Raw genomic sequence first — 20,751 nt, forward strand, 5'->3', positions numbered from 1 at the left:
TCCCGCCGCTTCTTCGTGTTTCGGCCCGGCTAGTCGCGGTCGTTGCTCACGGTGGTCTTCTGGACCTGGAGCAGGAACTCCGCGTTGGACTTGGTCTCCTTCATCTTCTCCAGGAGAAGCTCCAGAGCCTGCTGCATGTCCAGCGCGTGGAGCACCCGGCGCAGCTTCCAGACGATCTGAAGCTCGTCCTTGGCCATGAGGATCTCTTCCTTACGGGTGCCGGACGCGTCGACGTCCACCGCGGGGAAGATGCGCTTGTCGGCCAGGGAGCGGTTGAGCTTGAGCTCCATGTTGCCGGTGCCCTTGAACTCCTCGAAGATGACCTCGTCCATCTTGGACCCGGTCTCGACCAGGGCCGTGGCGAGGATCGTCAGCGAGCCGCCGTTCTCGATGTTGCGGGCGGCGCCGAAGAAGCGCTTGGGCGGGTAGAGGGCCGTGGAGTCGACACCACCCGACAGGATGCGCCCGGACGCCGGGGCGGCCAGGTTGTAGGCGCGGCCCAGGCGGGTGATCGAGTCGAGCAGGACGACCACGTCGTGGCCCAGCTCCACCAGGCGCTTGGCGCGCTCGATGGCGAGCTCGGCGACCGTGGTGTGGTCCTCGGCGGGACGGTCGAAGGTCGAGTGGATGACCTCGCCCTTGACCGAGCGCTGCATGTCGGTGACCTCTTCAGGCCGCTCGTCCACGAGCACGACCATGAGGTGGCACTCGGGGTTGTTGCGGGTGATCGCGTTGGCGATCGACTGCAGCACCATCGTCTTACCGGCCTTGGGCGGCGAGACGATGAGACCGCGCTGGCCCTTGCCGATCGGCGAGACGAGGTCGATGATCCGCGTGGTGAGGATGTTCGGCTCGGTCTCCAGGCGCAGGCGGTCCTGCGGGTAGAGAGGCGTCAGCTTGTTGAAGTCCGGCCTGTTGCGGGCCTGCTCCGGGTCCATGCCGTTGACCGTGTCGAGGCGGACCAGGGCGTTGAACTTCTCGCGCCGCTCACCCTCGCGCGGCTGGCGGACGGCGCCGGTGATGACGTCGCCCTTGCGCAGGCCGTTGCGGCGGATCTGGGCGAGCGAGACGTAGACGTCGTTGCTGCCAGGCAGGTAGCCGCTCGTCCTGACGAACGCGTAGTTGTCGAGGATGTCGAGGATGCCGGCGATCGGTATGAGCACGTCGTCGTCGCCGATCACGGGCTCGGTGCTGTCGAAGCGGTCGCGGCCACGGCCACGGTTGCGCTCCCTGAAGCGGCCCCGGCGGCCGCGGCCGCCCCGGTCGTCGTCGTCGGCGGCACCGCGCGGGTCGTTGCCGCGGCCACCGGAGTCGGTGACCCGCTCGCGCTGGTCGGAGCGCACGTCACGGCCGCCATCACGACCGCCGTCACGCACGTCACGACCGCCGTCACGCACGTCACGGCCGCCGTCACGCACGTCACGGCCGCCGTCACGCACGTCACGACCGCCGTCACGCACGTCACGGCCGCCGTCACGCACGTCACGGCCGCCATCACGACCGCCGTCACGCACGTCACGGCCGCCGTCACGACCACTGTCACGACCGCTGTCACGGCCACCGTCACGCGAGCTGTCACGGCTGTCGGCGCGGCTCTCGCCACGGCCGCCCTCACCGCGGTCGCTGCCGGAACGGTCGTTGCCGCCACGGTCGCCACGCTCGCCGCGGTCGCGGCGCTCGCCACGCCCACGACGCTCACGGCGGCTCTCGCCACGGTCGCCACGCGGGTCACCCTGCAGGGCTTCGGTGGGCTGAGCAGCCTGCTCGACAACCGGCTCGGCCGCGGCCACCACGGGCTCAGGGGCCGTGACCACCGGCTCGGCGGCCTGCGCGGCCGGCTCTTCCACGGTCTTGGGGCGGGAACGTTCCCGACGGGTGCGGGTGGGCCGCTCCGCGGCGGGAGCCGCGTCGGCCGCGACGGGCGCCTCGGTCACAGAAGCGGGCGCGCCGTCCCCGGTGCCGCCACCCTGCTTCTCCTGGATGGCCGCGATGAGCTGGCTCTTCCGCATGCGCCCGGTCCCGCTGATGCCCAGTTCGGCGGCCATCTTCTGCAGCTCGGGCAGCACCTTGGCGGACAGGCCGGTGCCGGAGCGACGCGCACGCGGCTTGGCCGCGGCACGGGTGGGGGTGTCGCCGGACGCCGCAGGTGTGCCTGGTGCGTCGGAGAGGAGTTCGGTGGTGTCGCTCAACTAAAAGGTCCTTCCCAGGGGTCGGGCGCCGGTTTCATTCAGCCGGGCGTCCCGGATGTGCTTGCGATCCGGCGGGACAGACCGGATCGGGGTGCACTTTGCGATCTTCGGCCGCCGCTGGGGACGGTCGCCACTCTTGGCAAGGGGCTCGTCCAGCTCGCCACAGGACGGTGGCGAATGGATGACACCCCTAAGATTGCTGCCGCCAGCCGGATGTCGAGGTGATTCGAACGCGCAGGTCCCCGTCGTCGCCGCCTCACGTTGGGCCAACCGGGTGTGGGCCAACCGGAGGCAACGGATTCCGGGGAGACAGCCGCGCTGCTCACGCCTCGCGACGTGAAGCATGATGCAGCAATGTATGGCTGACAAGCACGCGCACCCAACAAGGGGGCATCTGGTGCGGCTATCAGCCTAACATCACCAGCGCACACGGCTATTCCCTGAAGGTCTAAAGAGGCATCAGCGTGTCTCGGGGAACTGAACGTTCGCACCAACCGGGTCGACGTCCATTAGCTGGATGTGCCAGTCAGTACCCACTTCTGGCGCGATCAAATCCTGCGAATCCGATGTCGAAAACGCGAGGATCGTGGGACCCGCTCCCGAAACGACCGCGGGCACGCCCACGGCACGCAGACGTTCTACCAGATCCGCGCTCTCGCGCATCGCAGGCGCGCGGTAGTCCTGGTGGAGACGGTCCTCGGTGGCGGCGAGCAGCAACGCCCGCTCAGGCCGCTGGGTCAGCGCGGCGATCAGCAACGCAGCCCTGCCGGCATTGAAGGATGCGTCCTTGTGGGGCACGTCCTTCGGCAGAAGCCCCCGGGCGGTCTCCGTGGCCAGCCGCGTCGCCGGAACGATCACGACAGGACGGATGCTCGCGTCAGGTAGCAGTTTCACCATACGCGGTGCGCCACCATGCTGCGTCCAGGCGATCGTCAGCCCCCCGGCCAGGCAGGGAGCGACGTTGTCCGGGTGCCCCTCCATCTCGGTGGCCAGCGCGAACACCTCGTCGTCGGCCAGATCGCCCTGCTCAGCCAGCGCCCGCGCCGCGAGAATCCCCGCGCAGATGGCCGCCGACGAGCTCCCGAGCCCGCGAGCGTGCGGAATCCTGTTACGACACCGCAACCGGATCCCCGCGGGCTGCGGCACCTTCATCCGGTCGAACGCCCTGCGCATCGCCCTGACGACGAGGTGCCCTTCACCGGTGTCCAGCTCCCCCGCGCCCTCGCCCTCCACGACGACCTGCACACCCCCGCCCTCGTCGAGCGACGCCTCGACCTCGTCGTAGAGGCTCAACGCCAGGCCCAGGGCATCGAACCCCGGCCCCAGATTGGCCGACGTCGCCGGCACCCGGATGTCAACGGTCCTCATTCGTCAGCCTTCCTCGCCACTTGCCCTCTTCGGGGTTCCGGTCCTGCGAGACCGCGCTCTGTTCTCTATGGGCGTACGCGATCCGTCTCCATGTCCGTACGTGACCGGCCCGTCAGTCATCGGTACGGCACTCCGTCACGGTCAAGAAGTTCACCGTCCACGCCCCCCGCGCACACACTTACCCCTCGCGCACACACGAGCCCCCGGTGCACGTCGGAGCATGCGACACACACGTTCACCCGGCATCCACCCGCCATTCACGCACACCCGCGCATGCCCGGCTGCGTCTTCCTTCGACTTCCAGGCGCCGGGCCGGCGAGGTGGGGTGAGGCGGAATTCGGCGCGACGCGTACGGGCCTCCAGTACGGAGGTGAACACCTTCACGCGTGAACACCTCCGCGCGGGCGGGCGGGCGGGCGCGCGCACGCCCGCGCGGGCGCACGATCCTTCTTCTGCGGACGACTCCTCCAGAAGACCCTCGACCGCCCGCTCCTTGAAGAGACTCCCGACAGCCCGGTTCTCCACAAGAGACTTGACGATCCGCACCCTCACGGACATCCGTCACGGGCGCGCCGCCGCAGTGCCACGAAGATGCCCGCGGCGGGCACCCGCCCAGCACCCCTCAGGCGAGGTTGAGGGCCGCCGCGGCCGCGTGGACGTCGATGGGGATGGTGACCGGCGCCGGGGCGCCGGAGATCGCCCAGTCCGGGTCCTTGAGGCCGTTGCCCGTGACCGTGCAGACGATGCGCTGCCCGGGGGCGACGAGGCCCTGGGAGTGGGCCTGCAGCAGGCCCGCGACGCTGGCCGCCGAGGCCAGCTCCACGAAGACGCCCTCTTCCTGGGCGAGGAGCTTGTAGGCGGCGGCTATCTGGCGGTCGGTGACCGCCTGGATGGCGCCGCCGGACTCGTCGCGGGCGGCCGTGGCGAGCTGCCAGGAGGCGGGGTTGCCGATGCGGATGGCGGTGGCGATGGTGTGCGGGTGGGCGACGGGGGCGCCGTCGACGATGGGCGCCGCGCCGCTGGCCTGGAAGCCGAACATGCGGGGGCGCTTGGTGGAGACGCCGTCGGTGGCGTACTCCTGGTAGCCCATCCAGTAGGCCGAGATGTTGCCGGCGTTGCCGACGGGGATGCAGTGGATGTCGGGCGCGTCGCCGAGGGTGTCGACGATCTCGAAGGCGGCGGTTTTCTGGCCCTGCAGCCTGAACGGGTTGACGGAGTTGACCAGGGCGATCGGGTAACTCGACGACAGCTTGCGCGTCATCTCCAGGCAGTCGTCGAACGAGCCCTCCACCTGCAGGAGCGTGGCGCCGTGGACGAGGGCCTGGGCCAGCTTGCCCATCGCGATCTTGCCGCGGGGCACCAGCACGGCGCAGGTGAGTCCGGCGCGGACGGCGTAGGCGGCGGCCGAGGCGGAGGTGTTGCCGGTGGAGGCGCAGATGACCGCCTTGGCGCCCTCTTCGACGGCCTTGCTGATGGCCATGGTCATGCCGCGGTCCTTGAAGCTGCCCGTCGGGTTGGCGCCCTCGACCTTGAGGTGGACGTCGCAACCGGTGAGGGCGGAGACGCGGTGCGCGGGCACCAGCGGCGTGCCGCCCTCGAGCAGCGTGATGACGGGCGTCTTCGGGGTGACCGGAAGACGCTCGCGGTACTCCTCGATGAGGCCACGCCAGGACCTGCTCATAGATGTCTCCCTACCTGCGCTGTTGGGCACCGAGTGTACGGGGTGAGGAGGGTTGACGCGGAGCCGCGTCCACTGCATGGACAGGGCCTTTGAGAACGCCATAATTCAGGAAATTCTCAGCATCTCTCGATAAGGTCACGGCAGGGGGGTCACCACGATGAACGCGCGTCCTGCTCTGCCGCAGAACGACTATTCGGCTCTGCTTCCACCGGATCTCGGCGCCTGGTCACCCAGCCTGTCCGTAAGCGTGGTGATTCCCGCGCACGGCGGTCCGCACCTGGATCTGACACTGGCGGCGCTGGCCGCGCAGACCTATCCGGGGCACCTCATGGAGGTCCTGGTCGTGGACGACGGCAGCGAGCCTGCCATCCGCCTGCCGGACCTTCGCCCGGACAACACCCGCGTGGTCAGGCCGCGGACCGGCTGGGGCATCTCCAACGCCGTCAACACCGGCGTGAAGGCCGCCGACGGCGAGATCATCCAGCGGCTGGACTCCGACATGGTGGCCTGCCGCGAGCACATCGAGGCGATGGCACGCTGGCACCACGTGACCGACTATCTGGTCACCATCGGCATGAAGAAGTTCGTCGAGGCGCCACCGCTCACCGCCCGCGAGGTCTACGCCGCCAGGCGGCTGGGAGAGGTGTTCGACCTGGGGCAGGCCGTGGCCAGCTCCACCGAGGCGACGATCGCCAAGACCGACGGGCTGCGCAAGAGCCGCAACCCCTACCACGTGTGCACCGGCCCGACCTTCGCCCTGCCGAGGGAGGTCTTCCACGCCGTGGGGGGCCTGGACCCGAACGTGGTCCGCGGCGAGGACACCGAGTTCGCCTACCGGCTGGCCATGCACGGCGTGGTGTTCGTGCCGGAGATGGAGGCGCAGGCCGTGCATCTCGGGCTGCCCGCCCAGCACCGGGAGCGCGAACGCGCCGTGCGGGCCGTCGAGCCGCACCTCGCGCACCGCATCCCGCTCCGCCGTGACCTGCGCAAGGAACGGGGCCGCCGGTGGCTGGTCCCCTACGTCGAGATCGTGCTGGACGTCACCGACACCTCCGAGTCGGTGGTCCGGCAGGCGGTGTCGGCGGCGCTGGACGGCAAGCTGCAGGACGTGGTCGTCACACTCGTCGGCCCTTGGTCCCGGCTGCGCGAGGGGCGGCGTTCCGTGCTCGGCGACCCGTGCTTCGAGCTGCGACTGATGCGCGACCTGTTCGCGCACGACGACCGGATCAGGCTCATCGACGAGGCGGCGCCGACGCCCGCGCCCACGCCGTTCCGCTACCGGGGGCCGGTGGACGTGCCGCTGCACCGGGCGACGCTGGAGCGCATGATCGAGACCGTGCAGAAGGACCTGACCGGCGTGCTGATCGTGGACCTGCCGGACGGCCGCGAGGCCCGCCTGGAGCGCACCTCCGCGCTGGCCCGCGCGGCACTGCTGGCCGGCCCCGGCGACGAGCCGGACGACATCATCGAGAACACCCACGGCGTACGGCACGTGTCCCCTGACCGCTACTGGCCGCAGCCTCCGGCGCAGCAACCGGCCGCCGTGACGATCCCGGCCCCGGCCCCCGCCGCCTTCGACGCCGGCGAGCGCAGCCTGCTGGGCAGGCTGAAGTCCGCCCTGCGCCCGAGCTGAGCCCCGGCTACCGGCCGCCCTTCCTGCCCAGGGCGCGCCTGACCGTGGCCGACATGAGGGCCCGCAGGCTCTCCTGGGTGCGGGTGGCGGAGGCGAGCCGGCGCCGCAGGCCCGCGGCGTCCCGCCGGAGCTCTCCGACCTCGCGGCGCAGCCCGACCGCGGTCCTGCGCCAGGTGCCCGCCTCGTCGCGCCACTTGCCGACCTGGGCGCGCAGCCGTTCGGCCTCTGCGGTCAGCCGCGCCACGTCGGCCTCGGCCTTGATCCTGGCCCTGTAGGCGCCGCGGCGGCCGAGCGGCGCCTTCGGCTCACAGGCGAAGCCGTACGTCTCGCCCTCCACCCAGGCGACGGCGGAGACGTCGTCGACGACGTCGTCCAGCTCCTCCTGAGGCCCCGCGAGGAGGCGGGCCCTGGCGAAGGACGCCGTGCGCTCCAGGCGGGCGGCCACGACACCCGATGGCGACTCGTCGAGCAGCACGTTGACCAGGCCGAGCCCGTCGGCGCGTGACAGTTCGAGCAGGGCCGCCAGGGAGTCCTCGCCGGGCGCCCATCCGGGTGGCAGGCGCAGCACGTACGGGACGGTGAAGCCGGTCTCGCCCGTGGTGGAGAACCGCACCCGGCCCTCGTGCTGGTAGTGGCCGTGCACCAGGACCAGTTCGAGCGCGGGATCGTTCAGCGGGGCCCGGCGATCGCGGCCGAGGCCGTCCCACGGGCCGACGATGACCACGCGCAGGTCGTACTGGGTGCCGGCGAGCAGCGCGTCGACGGTGGCGCGCACGCTCTCGTAGCCGGCCGTGCCGTCCACCACGGCCTCGACGTACGGGATCTTCCACTGCCGGGCGGGATGGGAGCGCAGCCAGCGGTAGGCGGGGATGCGGTCGGCCACGAACGCGAAGCTGACCCGGTCGATGCGCTGCTTGTGCCGCATCCGCATGGTGGGGCCGAGGTGGTAGGCGCGGGCCTCGGGCTCGGGCACGAAGACCGCGCCCGCCTGCCCCAGCCGGTAGCCCATCTCGGTGTCCTGGCCCAGGATCAGCTCGTCGTCCATCGGCCCCGCGGCCTCGATCAGCCGGGCGTTCACCGAGGTGGCGCCGCCCACGTGCACGCTGAAGGGGCGCTGGGTGCCGTCGGTGAGCCCGTTGGTGCGCTCGACCAGGTCGACGATCCAGCGGTGCGGCTCGGCGGGCTCGAAGTAGGACTCGAGGTCGTCCGGCAGCTCGGCGGGCAGCGGGGCCTCGCTGAAGCGCATGTATCCGGTGACGACGAGGTAGGGGGCGGTGTGGTGCCAGCGCATGTGGGCCTCGACGGCGCCGGGCGTGAGCACGACGTCGGAGTCGAGCCAGTGGATGACGTCGCCGGTGGCCTCGGCCAGGCCGGCGTTGCGGGCGTTGGCCCTGCCGGGGGTTTCGCAGCGGATCAGCCGCGTGCCGTGCGGGCGGGTGGCGGGCAGCCGCAGCGGTGGCGTGCTGCCGTTGTCGACGACGATGACCTCGGTCAACTCCGCCGGGTAGGTCTGCCTGGCGAGCCCCGCCAGCACCAGGTCGAGTTTGTCCTGGGCGCCGTAGGCGGGCACGACCACGCTGACGCGCAGCTCCGGATCGAACTTCTCGGGCGGCTCGAGAACGCGGTAGTCGTTGCCGCGCACCCTCATGCGGTCTCCATCAGCAGGCTCGGGCGGAATCCGCGCCACTGGCTGGTGGCCACCTTGAGGAAGTGGGCGAGCGGGAGCTGCCAGGTGTGCTCCTCGCTCAGCCCGCGGCGTAGCACGTAGCCGAGGCCGTGGGTGCGGTAGATGCGGGCTCCTGCCTCGTGAGCGGTCTTGAGGAACTCGCGGTCCACTGCCCGAGGAAGCCCAGGAAATCCCCCTATATCGCGAAATTTCGCCAGAGGCAGCGTGATCGTGCCGCCCGCGACATGCTCCGCCCACACCTCGCTCGGATAGGCCGCCCCGGTCGCGAACGTCGTCCGTCTGATCGTGGCGCGCAACGGCTCCAGGTAGAAGAACTCGCCGGTGGCGCCCACCACGTCGGCGCCCGAGTAGGAGGCCGCCAGCACCAGGTCGGCCAGGTGGTCCGGGCCGTACCAGTCGTCGTCGTCCCACTTGGTGAGGTGGTCGCCGCTCGCCAGGGCGGCCGCGCGGTTGAGCACCTCGCCGAACGGCACCTCGGCCGCCGCCTCGATCCAGCTCACGGGCAGCGGGCATGCCTCGACGGCCTGCCGCACCTCGTCGTAGCCGACCCCGTGCAGGCCGAGGATCACCTCCACTTCGACCCCGCGCTGGCGCGCCATCTGGGCGAGCGCGCCACCGGCGAACCGGGGCCGCTTGGTCGCCATCACGACGCTGACCTTGGGCGTGGCGGCAGGTCGGGCGGCCAGGCGGCGCAGCCGTACGCTGTGTTCCTCGCGCCGCAGGCCGGCCAGGCAGCGCGCGGTGCCGTCGGGGGTGTGGTCGAGCCAGCTCCGGTCGGTGAGCAGCGCGGCCAGGCCTGCGGGGACCCAGGCGGGCGCGCGCCCGGCGGTCAGCGGCACCCCGGCGGCGGCCAGCAGCAGGAGCGCGTCGAGGGGCACCTCGCCCGCGGGCCACTCGATGTCGAGGCCGCGCAGGGGGCGCAGCTGCGCGAGGTCGGGCGGCTGACCGTCGACGACCCAGGCGCCCTCGTGCCAGTGCAGGCGGGCGAGCCCCTTCTCCGGCGTGCGCAGGAAGCCGGCTGGGGTGAAGGTCATGCTTGGGTGCTCCTTGACCGGCGGGACTCGATCGGCGCCCACGATACGCCGGTTTTACTCATGCGTAGACGCGTGGTGCACTTCGGCATGACAACCGGAGAAGATCACCCGGCACATTCACAGTTGGCATCCAGCTACATATGGCACGGTAGAGGTGCATGTTCATTAAGGTGTCATTAATACCCTGACGCCCGATTAATCATGACTACGAAAGGATTGCGCGGATGCCTCGTCGGCTGGCAGCGACCACTGCCGTCCTCGGAGCACTGGCCGTCACGGGGCTCGTGCTGCTGATGCTCACCGGCCTGCTCGCGCCGGGCGAGGCCGCGGCCATCGGGGGATTCGCGGTCTGCCTGGCCGCGCTGGCCTTCCTGGTGCTGACCGTGCGCCGTCTCGACGGCAAGGCGCACCGGATCGACCTGCGGGTCAAGAAGTACGAGGCCGAGCTGGCCCGCACCACCACCGCCCTGCGCGGCATCGAGTCGCGGCTGGACGGGCTGACGCGCGCCGTCGAGGAGTCCGCCGCGCGCCGCGGCGAGGACCTCGCCGCCATCCTGGCCTCGCTCGGCGAGGACCGGGTCAACGCCATGACCCGCGCCCGAGAGGTGGAAGAGCTGCGCGAAGAGGTCCGCGCGCTGGTCAAGGACCGCGTATGACCCGGATCAGGCACAACGACTACGGCGTGCTGCGACCGCCGGCGCCCGGCTCCTGGCATCCGCGGCTCACCGTCTCCGTCGTCATCCCCGCCTACGACTGCCAGCAGGCGCTGGAGCGTACGGTGGCCTCGCTCGCCCATCAGACCTACCCCGCCGAGCTCGTCGAGGTGGTCGTCGCCGACGACGGCAGCGAGCCGCCGATCGAGCTGACCGGCGCCCGGGTGGTGCGGGTGACGCGGGGCTGGGGCCGCGGCGCCGCCCGGCAGACCGGGCTGCTCGCCGCCACCGGCGACGTCGTCCACTGGCTCGACGCCGACATGGTCCTGGCCGAGGACCACCTGGAAGCGCACATGCGCTGGCACCACCTGATCGACTACGCCGCGGTGATCGGCGACACCCGTTTCGTGGAGTCGCTGGACGAGGAGGGCGAGCAGACCCCCTACACCCGCAAGACGCTGGAGTCGACCAGGATGCTGAAGGACGCCGCCTCGAACGCGTACCTCCTGCACACCGGAGCCTCCACCTCGGTCAGAGCCGACCTGCTGCGCGCCGCCGGCGGCGTCGACGCCCGTCTGAACATGGCCGAGGACACCGAGCTCGGCTACCGGCTCGCGCAGGCGGGCGCCGTGTTCATCCCCGACCCCCTCGCCCGGGCCCGGCACGTCGGCCCGTCCACGGTCATGCTGCGGGAGAAGGACGTCCACCGGCACAACTGGTCCTTCCTCGGCGACCTCATCCCGGATCTGCGCTGGTTGCGCAACCATCCACGGCGCAACTGGCTCGTCCCCTACGTGCGGGTGGTCGTGGCCGCCACCACCTACGAGCAGACGCGCGCCACGGTCGACTCGGCGCTCGCGGGCACCCTGACCGACGCCGCCGTCACCATCGTCGGCCCGTGGGGCAAGCTCACCGGCGAGCGCCGCTCCAGCCTCGACGACCCGCTGCTGGACCTGCGGCTGGTGCACAACCTGTACGCGCACGAGCAGCGCGTGGAGTTCGCCGAGAGCACGCCGGTCTCCGTCGCGCCCGCCCCCTTCTCCGTGAGCGTCCCCACCGGCTGGGTGCTCGGCGCCGACACGCTCACCACGCTGGTACGGCTGGCCGAGCAGGACACGCTGGGCCTGGTCAGCGCCGTGCTGTCGGAGGGCGCGGACGGGATCGAGGTGGCCAGGCTGGAGCGCACGGCCGCGTTCTCCCGAGCCGCCCTGTTCCACGGCCAGGCCGACGAGCTGGTGGACGAGATGTTCGGGTCGATCTGGGTGAGCGGTCAGGAGTACGGCTTCGCCCCCGCCGAGGAGGCCGAGCCGCTGACCGGAGACGCGGCCAAGTGGCGCGGAGTCGCCGCCGAACGCGCCACCGAGCTGGCGGCCGCGCGCGCCGAGGTCGCCCGGCTGACCGCCGAGGTCGATCGGCTGTCCGCGGCGCCCGTCCCCCCGGCGGGCGGCAACGGCCCCCTCAACTCGCTGATCAGGCACCTGCGGAGTGCCGGATGATCCGGCGCCTGCTGGACGAGCTGCCCGAGGCCCGGGTGTATCTCGCGGGCATCGACGACCTGGACATCTCCAGCGGCATCGGCCGGGACGCGACGCGCTGCGTCGACCTGGACCGCGACGTGCTGGAGCCGGCCGAGCAGCAGGTCGAAGAGGTGCTGGTGCTCGTCGGCACCCCCGCCGACCTGCGCCGGGCCGCCACGCTGCACAAGCTGCTTCCTGACGCGGGACGGGTGGTCGTGGCCGTCCTCGACACGCCCGCCTCGCATCCCGCCCCGGTGCCCACGCCCACGCCGGCGCACCGGTGGCGCTCGCTCACCGACCTGCGCGTGTGCAGGCGCAAGGAGCGGGTCTGGGTGGTGGACGCGCGGTTCTCCACCGCGACGCCCGCCGGCCGGACCGTGACCGCGACGGCACGCGCCTTCGCCGGGCACCGGCTGGACGTGATCGCGGCGCCCGCGGCGGCGATCGCGGGCGTCGGCGCCGCGGACTGGCGGCCGGGCGACCCCAACGCCACGCCGGCCGAGGTGACGGGACCGGTGCCGGAGCGCGTCGGCGCGCCCGGCAGCGACGTGGTACTCCGCACGCTCGACGGTGCGGATGCGCACGAGACCGGTGGCGCCGGCGCGGCCGGTGACGACACGGGATGGGCCGGCGACCAGACGCCCGTGGAGCGGCCCACGCTGAAGGCCGCCACCTGGGAGCGGCTGGGCCGGCCCGGCGGGACCGAGCTGCCGCTGGCGGACCCCGACGTGCTCGCGGAGCCGTCCATGATCCCCCCGGTGGACGAGCGCCTGGTGAACCCCCAGGGCTTCGTCACCACCCCCGCGCGCGGCATGGCGAGCCTGGCCGAACGGGACGGGCGCTGGGCGGTGCTGCTCGACGGGCGCACGGTGACGACGTTCGCCGGGTCCGGCGGCGTGACCGACGCGGACGTGGCCAGGCTGCGGCAGATCCGCGGCGTCGAGATCGACTGGCACCACGCCCACAGCGGGCCGCTCACCGCCGTCCGGGTGCTCGCCGGGCTGGCGACCGCCGGAGTGCCGCTGGTCACCGGCGCGGCGCCGCGATGGGCGGGCGCGCTCGGCGAGGAGCTCATCTCGCTCATCCAGACCTCCCCCGACCTCTCCGACGAGCTCCGGCGGGAGGAGCACAGCATCCGGTTGCGCCGCACGGCGCTGCGCACCCACGGGGTGGCCGCCCGCTGGGAGCAGCTCGGCGCCCCGGCCTCCGCTCCCCCGCTCACCTCGGTCCTGCTCGCGACCCGCCGCACCGACATGGTGGGATTCGCCCTCGACCAGATCTCCCGCCAGCGCGACGCCCGCCTAGAAGTGGTCCTCGCCCTGCACGGCGTCCCCCAGCGACACCCTGACGTGGCCGCCGCGATCGCGGCCTTCGACGGCCCGCTGACCGTGTTCGAGGCCGACCGGCAGGCCGTCTTCGGCGAGGTGCTGAACGAGGCGGCGGCCAGGGCGTCCGGCTCCTTCCTGCTGAAGATGGACGACGACGACTGGTACGGCCCCGACTTCCTCGCCGACCTGCTGCTGGCGCACTCCTACTCGGGCGCGCAGGTGGTGGGGACGGTGCCGGAGTTCGTCTACCTGGCCGCGATCGACGTCACCGTGCACCGCAGGCAGATCACCGAGCAGATCACCAGCTTCGTCGCCGGCGGCACGATCCTGGTCGAGCGCTCGGCCTTCCAGGCGGTGGGCGGCTTCCGCCCGCTGCGCCGCTCGGTGGACACGCAGTTCCAGGAGGCGCTGCAGGCGGCGGGCGGCCAGATCTACCGCACCCACGGACTGGGCTACATCCTGCGCCGCGGCCCCGCCGCCAACCACACCTGGCAGGAGCCGATCGGCACGTTCCTGCAGCGCAACAGGCGGCAGTGGCGCGGATTCCGCCCGAACGCCCTGATGGAGCTCGACGGGAGCCTGACCACATGACCACCGGCCGCGACATGCCCGTGCCGCGCATCCGGCGCAACGACTACGGCGTCCTGACCCCGCCCGACCTCGGCGCCTGGGATCCCACGCTCACCGTGACGGTCGTCATCCCGGCCCACGACCGCCAGGAGACCCTGGACCTCACGCTGGCGGCGCTGGCGGCCCAGACCTACCCGGGCGGCCTGCTCGACGTGATCGTGGTCGACGACGGCAGCGCCACCCCGCTGCGCCTGCCCGCGCTCGTCCCCGCCCGCACCAGACTGATCTCCAGCCCACCGGGCGGCTGGGGCCGGGCCTGGGCCGTGCAGGCGGGCGTCGACGAGGCCACCGGCGAGGTGATCTTCGTCCTGGACGCCGACATGGTCCCGCACCGCCACCACGTCGAAGCCCAGCTCCGCTGGCACCACCTGGCCCCGTACGTGGTGGCCCTGGGGTGGATCGACTTCACCTCGGCCACCGGCCCGCTGCCCACCCCGCAGGCGGTGCGCGCGGCCCTGGAGGCGGGGGCGGAGGACAAGCTGTTCCCGCTCTCCGCGCACCGCCACGACTGGGCCGAGAAGATCATCCATGATCACGACGGCCTGCGCACCGCCCCGAGTTCCCTGGCCACCCGCATCCACGTCGGCGCCACGGTCTCCTACCCGGCGGCGCTCCTGCGCTCCGTGGGCGGCATGGACACCTCCCTGGTCCTGGCCGAGGACACCGAGCTCGGCTACCGCCTGACCCAGGCGGGGGCGGTCTACGTCCCGGACCCCGAATCCCGCGCCTGGCACATCGGCCTGCCCACGGCCATGCGCGACTTCGCCGCGCTCAAGCGCTACAACGACCCCTACGTCGCCGACAGGGTGCCCTACCGCCGCTACCTGCGCACCGAACCCGGCCGCCAGTGGCTGGTCCCGTACGTGGACGCGCTCGTGCCGACGGCGGCATTCGAGGACGTGCGGGCGACGGTCGACGCCCTGCTGGGCGGTTCGGTGCCCGATGTCAGGGTCACCGTCCCAGGCCCGTGGGAGTCCCTCGGCACCGGGCGCCGCTCACCTCTGCGCGACCCGGACCTCGACCTCCGCCTCGTCCACGCCACCTTCGAGCACGACCCCCGCGTCCACCTCGCGGACGCCCCGCCGGGCCGGGGAATCGCGCCTTTCCGGCTGCTCGTGCCGGCGGGCTGGATGCCGGGCGAGGACACCGTGCAGCGATTGGTCGACCACCTGGAGGAGCACGACGGCGGCGCCCTGTGCGTGGCGCTCGACGAGACCCCGGAGGGCGTGACGGTGGCCCGCCTGGAGCGCACCGCGGCGCTTTCCCGGGCCGCGCTCGTCGCCCGTCCGGGCGAGTACCCGGACGACGTGCTGCACGAGGTGTTCGGGCTGGAATGGGTGGACGGCGAGTCGTGGGGCTTCAAGCGGCGGCCCGAGGTCTATCCTCCGCGCCGCCGCCCCGTCTCCGAGCTCGACCGGCTCGCCGTCCGGCACGACAAGGAGATCGCCCTGCACCGCAAGCGCACCGCCGCCCTGCGGGCCGAGCTGACGCAGCTGCGCCGGGAGGCGGGCAAGAACGGCCGGGACGCGGCGCGATGGCGCGAGAAGGCGGAGGCGTGGCGGCGCGAGGCCGTCAGCCTGGCCAAGGACCAGGACCGGACGGTGCTCAAGCGCGCGGTCCGCCGCGTCCGCAGGCTCGCCTTCCCGGACACCTGAGCCGGGGGCTCGCGGAGACTCACCGCATCCGCGAGCTCTCCCGCCCCGGATCGCTACTCGTCGCCCTCGACGCGCATGACGCTCGCGACCGCCCGGACGATGTCCAGCTCGCGCAGGCCCTCCATGGTGGCCGTCAGGGCGGCGTCCGTGGCACGGTGGGTGACGATGACCAGCTGGGCGTCGTCGCCGTGGCCCTCCTGCCTGACCGTCTGGATGGAGACGTCGTGCTTGGCGAACAGCTCCGCCACCCTGGCCAGGACGCCGGGCTTGTCGGCCACGTCCAGCGCCACGTGGCAGCGGGTGACCGTCTCCCCCATCGGGTGCACGCCCAGGGAGGCGTAGGTGGACTCGTCGGGACCCCGGGTGCCGGCCAGGCGGTTGCGGGCCACGGCCACCAGGTCGCCCAGGACGGCCGAGGCGGTGGGCGCGCCGCCCGCGCCCTTGCCGTAGAACATGAGCTGCCCGGCCGACTCGGCCTCGACGAAGACCGCGTTGTAGGCCTCCCCGACCCCGGCCAGCGGGTGCGACCTGGGGATCATGGCGGGGTGGACACGGACGCCGATCGAGCGGCCGTCGTCGGAGCGGGCGCAGATGGCCAGCAGCTTGATGACGTACCCCATGGCCTTGGCGGAGGCGACGTCGGTGGCGGTGATGTCGGTGATGCCCTCGCGGTGCACCTCCGCCGCGGTGACCCGGCTGTGGAAGGCGAGCCCGGCGAGGATCGCCGCCTTGGCGGCCGCGTCGAAGCCCTCGACGTCGGCGGTGGGGTCCGCCTCGGCGTAGCCGAGGGTCTGGGCCTCTTCCAGGGCGTCGGTGAACGACGCGCCGGTGGAGTCCATCTTGTCCAGGATGTAGTTCGTGGTGCCGTTGACGATGCCGAGGACCCGTTTGACGTGGTCTCCGGCCAGGGACTCGCGCAGCGGGCGCAGCAGCGGGATGGCGCCGGCGACGCTGGCTTCGAAGTAGAGGTCGCCGCGACCGGTGCGGGCGGCCTCGTGCAGGGTGGCGCCGTCCTCGGCCAGCAGCGCCTTGTTGGCGGTGACGACGGACTTGCCCCTGGCCAGGGCGGCGGTGATGAGGGATCGCGCGGGCTCGATGCCGCCGATGACCTCGATGACGATGTCGACGTCGTCACGGGTGACCAGCGACTCGGCATCCGTGGTGAGCAGGGCGGGGTCGACCTCGACATCGCGCTTGCGGGCCAGACGGCGGACGGCCACCCCGGCCAGCTCCAGCGGGGCGCCGATGCGGGCGGCCAGGTCGTCGCCCTGCTCGTGGAGGAGGCGGATGACCTGCGAGCCGACCACTCCACAGCCCAAGAGGGCCACCTTCAACGGTTCGCTCACAGTTGCCCTCTCAACAAGTCGTCCTCGGTCTCGCCCTGCACGATCACGCGGGTCTTGCCGCCGGAGACGGCGACCACGGCGGGCCTGGGCAGGTAGTTGTAGTTGTTCGCCAGTGACCGGCAGTAGGCGCCCGTCGCGGCGATCGCGATCAGGTCGCCGGGGGCCAGGTCGGCGGGCAGGTAGCAGTCGCGGACGATCATGTCGCCGCTCTCGCAGTGCTTGCCGACGACGCGGCTCAGCATCGGCTCGGCGGTGCTCTCGCGACTGGCGAGCACGGCGGTGTACTCGGCGCCGTAGAGGGCTGTGCGGACGTTGTCGCTCATGCCGCCGTCGATGCTGACGTAGGTGCGCAGCCCCTCGACGTCCTTGACGGTGCCGACCTCGTAGAGGGTGATGCCGCCGGGGCCGACGATGGCGCGGCCGGGCTCCACGGTCAGCCGGGGCACGGGCAGGCCGGCGTCGGTGCAGACCTTGTGCACGATCTCGCGCAGGCCGTCGGCGATGCCCTTGACGCCGGGGGCCTCGTCGTCGTCGACGTAGGCGATGCCGTAGCCGCCGCCGAGGTCGAGCTCGGGCAGCACGACGTCGTGCTCCTCCTTGATCTGCACGAGCAGGGTGGCCAGGCGGCGCGCGGCCACCTCGAACCCGGCGGTGTCGACGATCTGGGAGCCGATGTGCGAGTGCAGGCCGACGAGCTCCAGCGACGGCAGCGCGAGGATGCGGCGCACCGCCTCGGCGGCGGCGCCGGTGTTGAGCGACAGGCCGAACTTCTGGTCGTCGTGCGCCGTGGCGATGAACTCGTGGGTGTGCGCCTCGACGCCGGTCGTCACCCGGATCATGACCTTGGGCCGCAGGCCGCGCTGCTCGGCGAGGAAGCCGAGCCGGGCGATCTCCTCGTAGGAGTCGACCACGATGTGCCCGACGCCGGCCTCCAGGGCCCTGGTGAGCTCGGCGACGGACTTGTTGTTGCCGTGGAGCGTGATGCGCTCGGCTGGGAAGCCCACGCTGAGCGCGACGGCCAGCTCGCCGCCACTGGCGACGTCGAGGCCGAGGCCCTCGTCCTGAAGCCAGCGGACGATCTCCTTGCACAGGAACGCCTTGCCGGCGTAGTGCACCTCTGAGCCGGCGAAGGCGGTGGCGTAGTCGCGCATGCGGGAGCGCACGTCGTCCTCGTCGAGCACGTACAGCGGGGTGCCGTACTCGCGGGCCAGGTCGCGGACGTCCATGTGACCGACCGTGAGCGCGCCATCGGTCCGGCCCGACGTTCGCGGCCAGATCGCGGGGTTGATCCGGTTGAGGTCGTCGGGCGCCAGCGGCGGGCGCTCGTGGGGCGGCGTCTCGGCGTGACGGTCCCCGGCAGGATGGGCGAATCGACTCACCCGAACGAGGCTATCGGAACCGCAGTTCGCCCTGGACCGGCTGACCACGTATCGAGACGCGATCACCGTACCGAAGCGGATTTTTTACGCTTTTTCGCCTTTATGCCGGATATTTTGCTAGCCGTCACAGCCGATCCGGCCCGACCAGCACATCCTGTACGGCCCGCGCCAGCCGTACCCGCGCCGCGTGCACCGCCCCGGGCTCCGCGTCCCCGACCGGCACGGCGGGCGCGTGCTCGTGGGCGTCGTGGTAGGCCAGGGCCAGCCGCACGAGGTACGCCTCCCACCCCGGATCCCGGCTCGCCAGCCGGCCGGGCAGCTCGGCCAGCACGCGCAGCACCCCCCGATCGCGGGGATCGTCGAGCAACTCGGGCCGGAAACCGCCGGGCACGCCGAGGTCCCGTGCCCAGCGCCGCACGGCCACCGCGCGGGCGTGTCCGTAGCGCACCACGAAACCGGGGTTGTCCCAGGTCCGGGGGAAGTCGGGCCAGCCGGGATCCGGCAGGCCGAGCGGCGCCACCTCCTCCAGCAGCGCTCCCGGCACGGCCACCACGATCCGCAGGAACCCGTTGGGCCGCACCGACACGCCGGCGACCCCGGGCAGCGAGCGCACCCGCTCGGCCAGCTCGGCGGGCGGGACCCGGCGCCGCAGCGCGGCCGCGGACACGTAGGCGGCCTCGCGCTCCCACGTGCCCTCCGGCGCCGGCGGCTCGCCGAGCACTCCGGCCAGCCGCCCAGGTGTCACCGTGCGGGCCTCAGATGAGCGCGTGCGGCTCCGCGGAGCCGTACTCGACCAAATGGGCGGCGCCGAGCATCCAGCGGTCCTCGTCGCGTACGCGCACGTAACCGAACCGGTCGGCGGAGAAGACCTTGATCCCGTCCTGGCGGCACTGGCGCATGAGCACCTCGTCCCAGCCTTCGGTCAGGTCGGCGAAGCCCGTCTCGCGCAGGGTGTTGCGGCGGGCGAGCAGCGTGGCGCCGGAGATCTCCGGCAGGTAGGAGTATTCGGCGTCGGGCTGCTTGAGCAGCGTGGCCTGCGGCTTGCGCAGGTGGGCGTAGAAGGCGGCCTTGCCGACGATGTCGGCGGTGCTGAAGAGGAAGGCCCGGCGCAGGTCGGCCAGGTAGTTGCCGCCGTAGACGTCACGGGGGTCCATGACCGCGACCAGGTCGGCCTCGCAGAGGTCGAGCCCGCGGCCGAGCATGGCGCCGACCGTCATGTCGGGGTGCAGGCGGCGGTAGACGACGTCGGCGTCCGGCAGGGTGTCGCGGGCGCGCTGCTCGGCCTCGGGCGGGCCGATGACGATGAGCTGGACCACCCCGCTCTGCCGGGCGGCCTGGGCCAGCGCGTGCTCCATCCGGGAGGCGTCCGGGATGGCGAGCAGGACGGAGACGTCCAGCGTGGCGCGGGCGCTGGGCAGGCCCACCGCCTCCAGGAGGGTGTCGACGCGGTCGGTCATCGTGCCGCCGCTGTAGGCGCGGCGCAGGGCCACGTGCGCCCTGCGGGTGTCGGGGTCGTCGCCGATGGGGGTGCCGCAGGCGGCGATCTCGGTCAGCCGCCACTGCGGGGTGCCGGACGGGCAGTCGACCGCGGCGGGCCAGCGGTAGGAGGTGAGCACGTCGGGGTAGCTCAGGTGACCGGGCAGGAGCTGGTCGAGGGTGAGCACCCGGTCGATGCGACCACCCGCCAGCGGCAGGGGGTTGTGCACGCGTGGCTGGACGCCGAACTGCAGACGAGGCCAGCCGACCGTCAGATCGGTGGTGAAGCGGTGCTCGAACAGCTCGGCCGAGGCGGCGTAGGCGGAGACGTCGCCCTGCGTGTGCCAGAACACGGTGCGGATGCCCCGCTCGGCGCACCAGGCCAGCAGCGCCCTGAGCCCCTCTCCCGGCTCGCCGCGCAGCTCCTCCGCCCACGGCCCGCGCGTGACGGACTCGACCACGAGCAGGTGCGGCACCTCCTGCGGCAGCACCCGGGCGAAGTCACGCGGCGTGAACCCGGTGGTCTGCCGCCACTCGTAGCGCAGCAGCGCCTCGACGTGCGGCTCGGCGATCACCGCCGCCGTGATGTGCGGGCGGGTGTTGGGCCCCGTCGGGACGCGGAACGGCTTGAGCTTGAAGGAGGCGCCGCCGAGCGTCCTGGTCGAGGTGGTGGCCTGGAAGGCGGCGCCGGGGCGCTCGTCCCTGGCCTTGCCGCCGGCGACCGGCTTGCGCTTGGGCGCGGTGGGGCGCTTGACCGGCTTGGTGGCGCCCTTGAGCTCCTTGGCCAGGCGCACCGGGTTGCTCTTGCCGCTCTTGATGGCGTCGCCGAGGCGGTTCCAGCGGGCCACCTTGATCGAGGAGAGCTTCCAGTTGGCCACCTCGGCCTGGTAGCGCTGCTCGGCGAGCTCCCTGCGGAGCTTCTCCACCGCGGCGCGCTCGTCCTCGAACCGCTCCTCGGCCTCGCTCAGCCTTTCGGCGAGCGCCCTGGCCTCGTCGGCCTGCCGCTCGGCCTCGGCCAGCCGGCTCTGGGCGACGTCCAGCAGCCGGGCCAGTTCGGCCGCGTGCTCTGCCTGCGCGACCGCGTCCCGCAACGCCCTGCGCGTGCTTTCCAGCTCGGTAGACAACTGGACCTCCGTCTCTCAGCCCGGCAAAGGATACTCTTTTGCGGGAAGCGG

At 72.3% G+C, this 20,751-nt stretch carries 14 protein-coding genes; 5 read left to right on the forward strand and 9 right to left on the reverse strand.

The window, feature by feature from the left end; genetic code table 11:
• Positions 1-29: 29 nt before the first annotated feature.
• The 3 genes from rho to thrC all read right to left on the reverse strand — a co-directional run bounded on the left by rho (position 30) and on the right by thrC (position 5,238).
• Complete coding sequence (gene rho / locus V5E28_RS19650; protein ID WP_336208393.1) at positions 30-2,189, reverse strand: transcription termination factor Rho; 2,160 nt, start codon at positions 2,187-2,189, stop codon at positions 30-32.
• Positions 2,190-2,648: 459 nt separating this feature from the next.
• On the reverse strand, positions 2,649-3,557 hold the full coding sequence (gene thrB, locus V5E28_RS19655; RefSeq protein WP_336208394.1) for a homoserine kinase: 909 nt from the start codon (positions 3,555-3,557) through the stop codon (positions 2,649-2,651).
• A 622-nt stretch (positions 3,558-4,179) separates the two neighbouring features.
• On the reverse strand, positions 4,180-5,238 hold the full coding sequence (gene thrC / locus V5E28_RS19660) for a threonine synthase (protein WP_336208395.1): 1,059 nt from the start codon (positions 5,236-5,238) through the stop codon (positions 4,180-4,182).
• Positions 5,239-5,395: 157 nt separating this feature from the next.
• On the opposite strand from thrC, the gene V5E28_RS19665 reads away from it, so the two are divergent.
• On the forward strand, positions 5,396-6,871 hold the full coding sequence (locus V5E28_RS19665; RefSeq protein ID WP_336208396.1) for a glycosyltransferase: 1,476 nt from the start codon (positions 5,396-5,398) through the stop codon (positions 6,869-6,871).
• A gap of 7 nt (positions 6,872-6,878) precedes the next feature.
• On the opposite strand, the gene V5E28_RS19670 is transcribed toward V5E28_RS19665, so the two are convergent.
• Positions 6,879-8,519 carry a glycosyltransferase gene (locus tag V5E28_RS19670; protein ID WP_336208397.1) on the reverse strand — a complete coding sequence of 547 codons (1,641 nt, stop codon included), beginning with the start codon at positions 8,517-8,519 and terminating at the stop codon, positions 6,879-6,881.
• Positions 8,516-9,592, reverse strand: coding sequence for a glycosyltransferase family 2 protein (locus V5E28_RS19675; RefSeq protein WP_336208398.1), 1,077 nt, complete (start codon positions 9,590-9,592; stop codon positions 8,516-8,518). The genes V5E28_RS19670 and V5E28_RS19675 overlap by 4 nt, the downstream gene beginning before the upstream one ends.
• Before the next feature lie 224 nt (positions 9,593-9,816).
• On the opposite strand from V5E28_RS19675, the gene V5E28_RS19680 reads away from it, so the two are divergent.
• From V5E28_RS19680 to V5E28_RS19695, 4 genes are read left to right on the forward strand one after another with little or no spacing between them, the layout of a single operon-like run.
• Complete coding sequence (locus V5E28_RS19680; RefSeq protein WP_336208399.1) at positions 9,817-10,248, forward strand: hypothetical protein; 432 nt, start codon at positions 9,817-9,819, stop codon at positions 10,246-10,248.
• Positions 10,245-11,741 (forward strand): glycosyltransferase, encoded by a 1,497-nt coding sequence (locus tag V5E28_RS19685; protein WP_336208400.1) that lies wholly within the window; start codon positions 10,245-10,247, stop codon positions 11,739-11,741. Before V5E28_RS19680 ends, V5E28_RS19685 begins: the two co-directional genes overlap by 4 nt.
• Positions 11,738-13,681: a glycosyltransferase gene (locus V5E28_RS19690; protein ID WP_336208401.1), complete on the forward strand. Its 1,944-nt coding sequence runs from the start codon at positions 11,738-11,740 to the stop codon at positions 13,679-13,681. Before V5E28_RS19685 ends, V5E28_RS19690 begins: the two co-directional genes overlap by 4 nt.
• A complete protein-coding gene (locus V5E28_RS19695; RefSeq protein ID WP_336208402.1) occupies positions 13,678-15,375 on the forward strand; it encodes a glycosyltransferase in 1,698 nt (565 codons plus the stop codon). The genes V5E28_RS19690 and V5E28_RS19695 overlap by 4 nt, the downstream gene beginning before the upstream one ends.
• A gap of 53 nt (positions 15,376-15,428) precedes the next feature.
• Here the strand turns inward: V5E28_RS19695 and V5E28_RS19700 are convergent, their stop codons facing one another.
• The 4 genes from V5E28_RS19700 to V5E28_RS19715 form a co-directional block, all read right to left on the reverse strand.
• Positions 15,429-16,703 (reverse strand): homoserine dehydrogenase, encoded by a 1,275-nt coding sequence (locus V5E28_RS19700; protein WP_336208471.1) that lies wholly within the window; start codon positions 16,701-16,703, stop codon positions 15,429-15,431.
• Positions 16,704-16,717: 14 nt separating this feature from the next.
• Entirely contained in the window at positions 16,718-18,100 is a 1,383-nt protein-coding gene (gene lysA, locus V5E28_RS19705) for a diaminopimelate decarboxylase (protein WP_336208403.1), read from the reverse strand.
• A 124-nt stretch (positions 18,101-18,224) separates the two neighbouring features.
• Positions 18,225-18,845 carry an anticodon-binding protein gene (locus V5E28_RS19710; protein WP_336208404.1) on the reverse strand — a complete coding sequence of 207 codons (621 nt, stop codon included), beginning with the start codon at positions 18,843-18,845 and terminating at the stop codon, positions 18,225-18,227.
• A 10-nt stretch (positions 18,846-18,855) separates the two neighbouring features.
• Positions 18,856-20,700 carry a hypothetical protein gene (locus tag V5E28_RS19715; RefSeq protein ID WP_336208405.1) on the reverse strand — a complete coding sequence of 615 codons (1,845 nt, stop codon included), beginning with the start codon at positions 20,698-20,700 and terminating at the stop codon, positions 18,856-18,858.
• Positions 20,701-20,751: the final 51 nt, after the last annotated feature.

Source organism: Nonomuraea sp. LPB2021202275-12-8 (assembly GCF_037044575.1).
Classification (GTDB): Bacteria; Actinomycetota; Actinomycetes; order Streptosporangiales; family Streptosporangiaceae; genus Nonomuraea.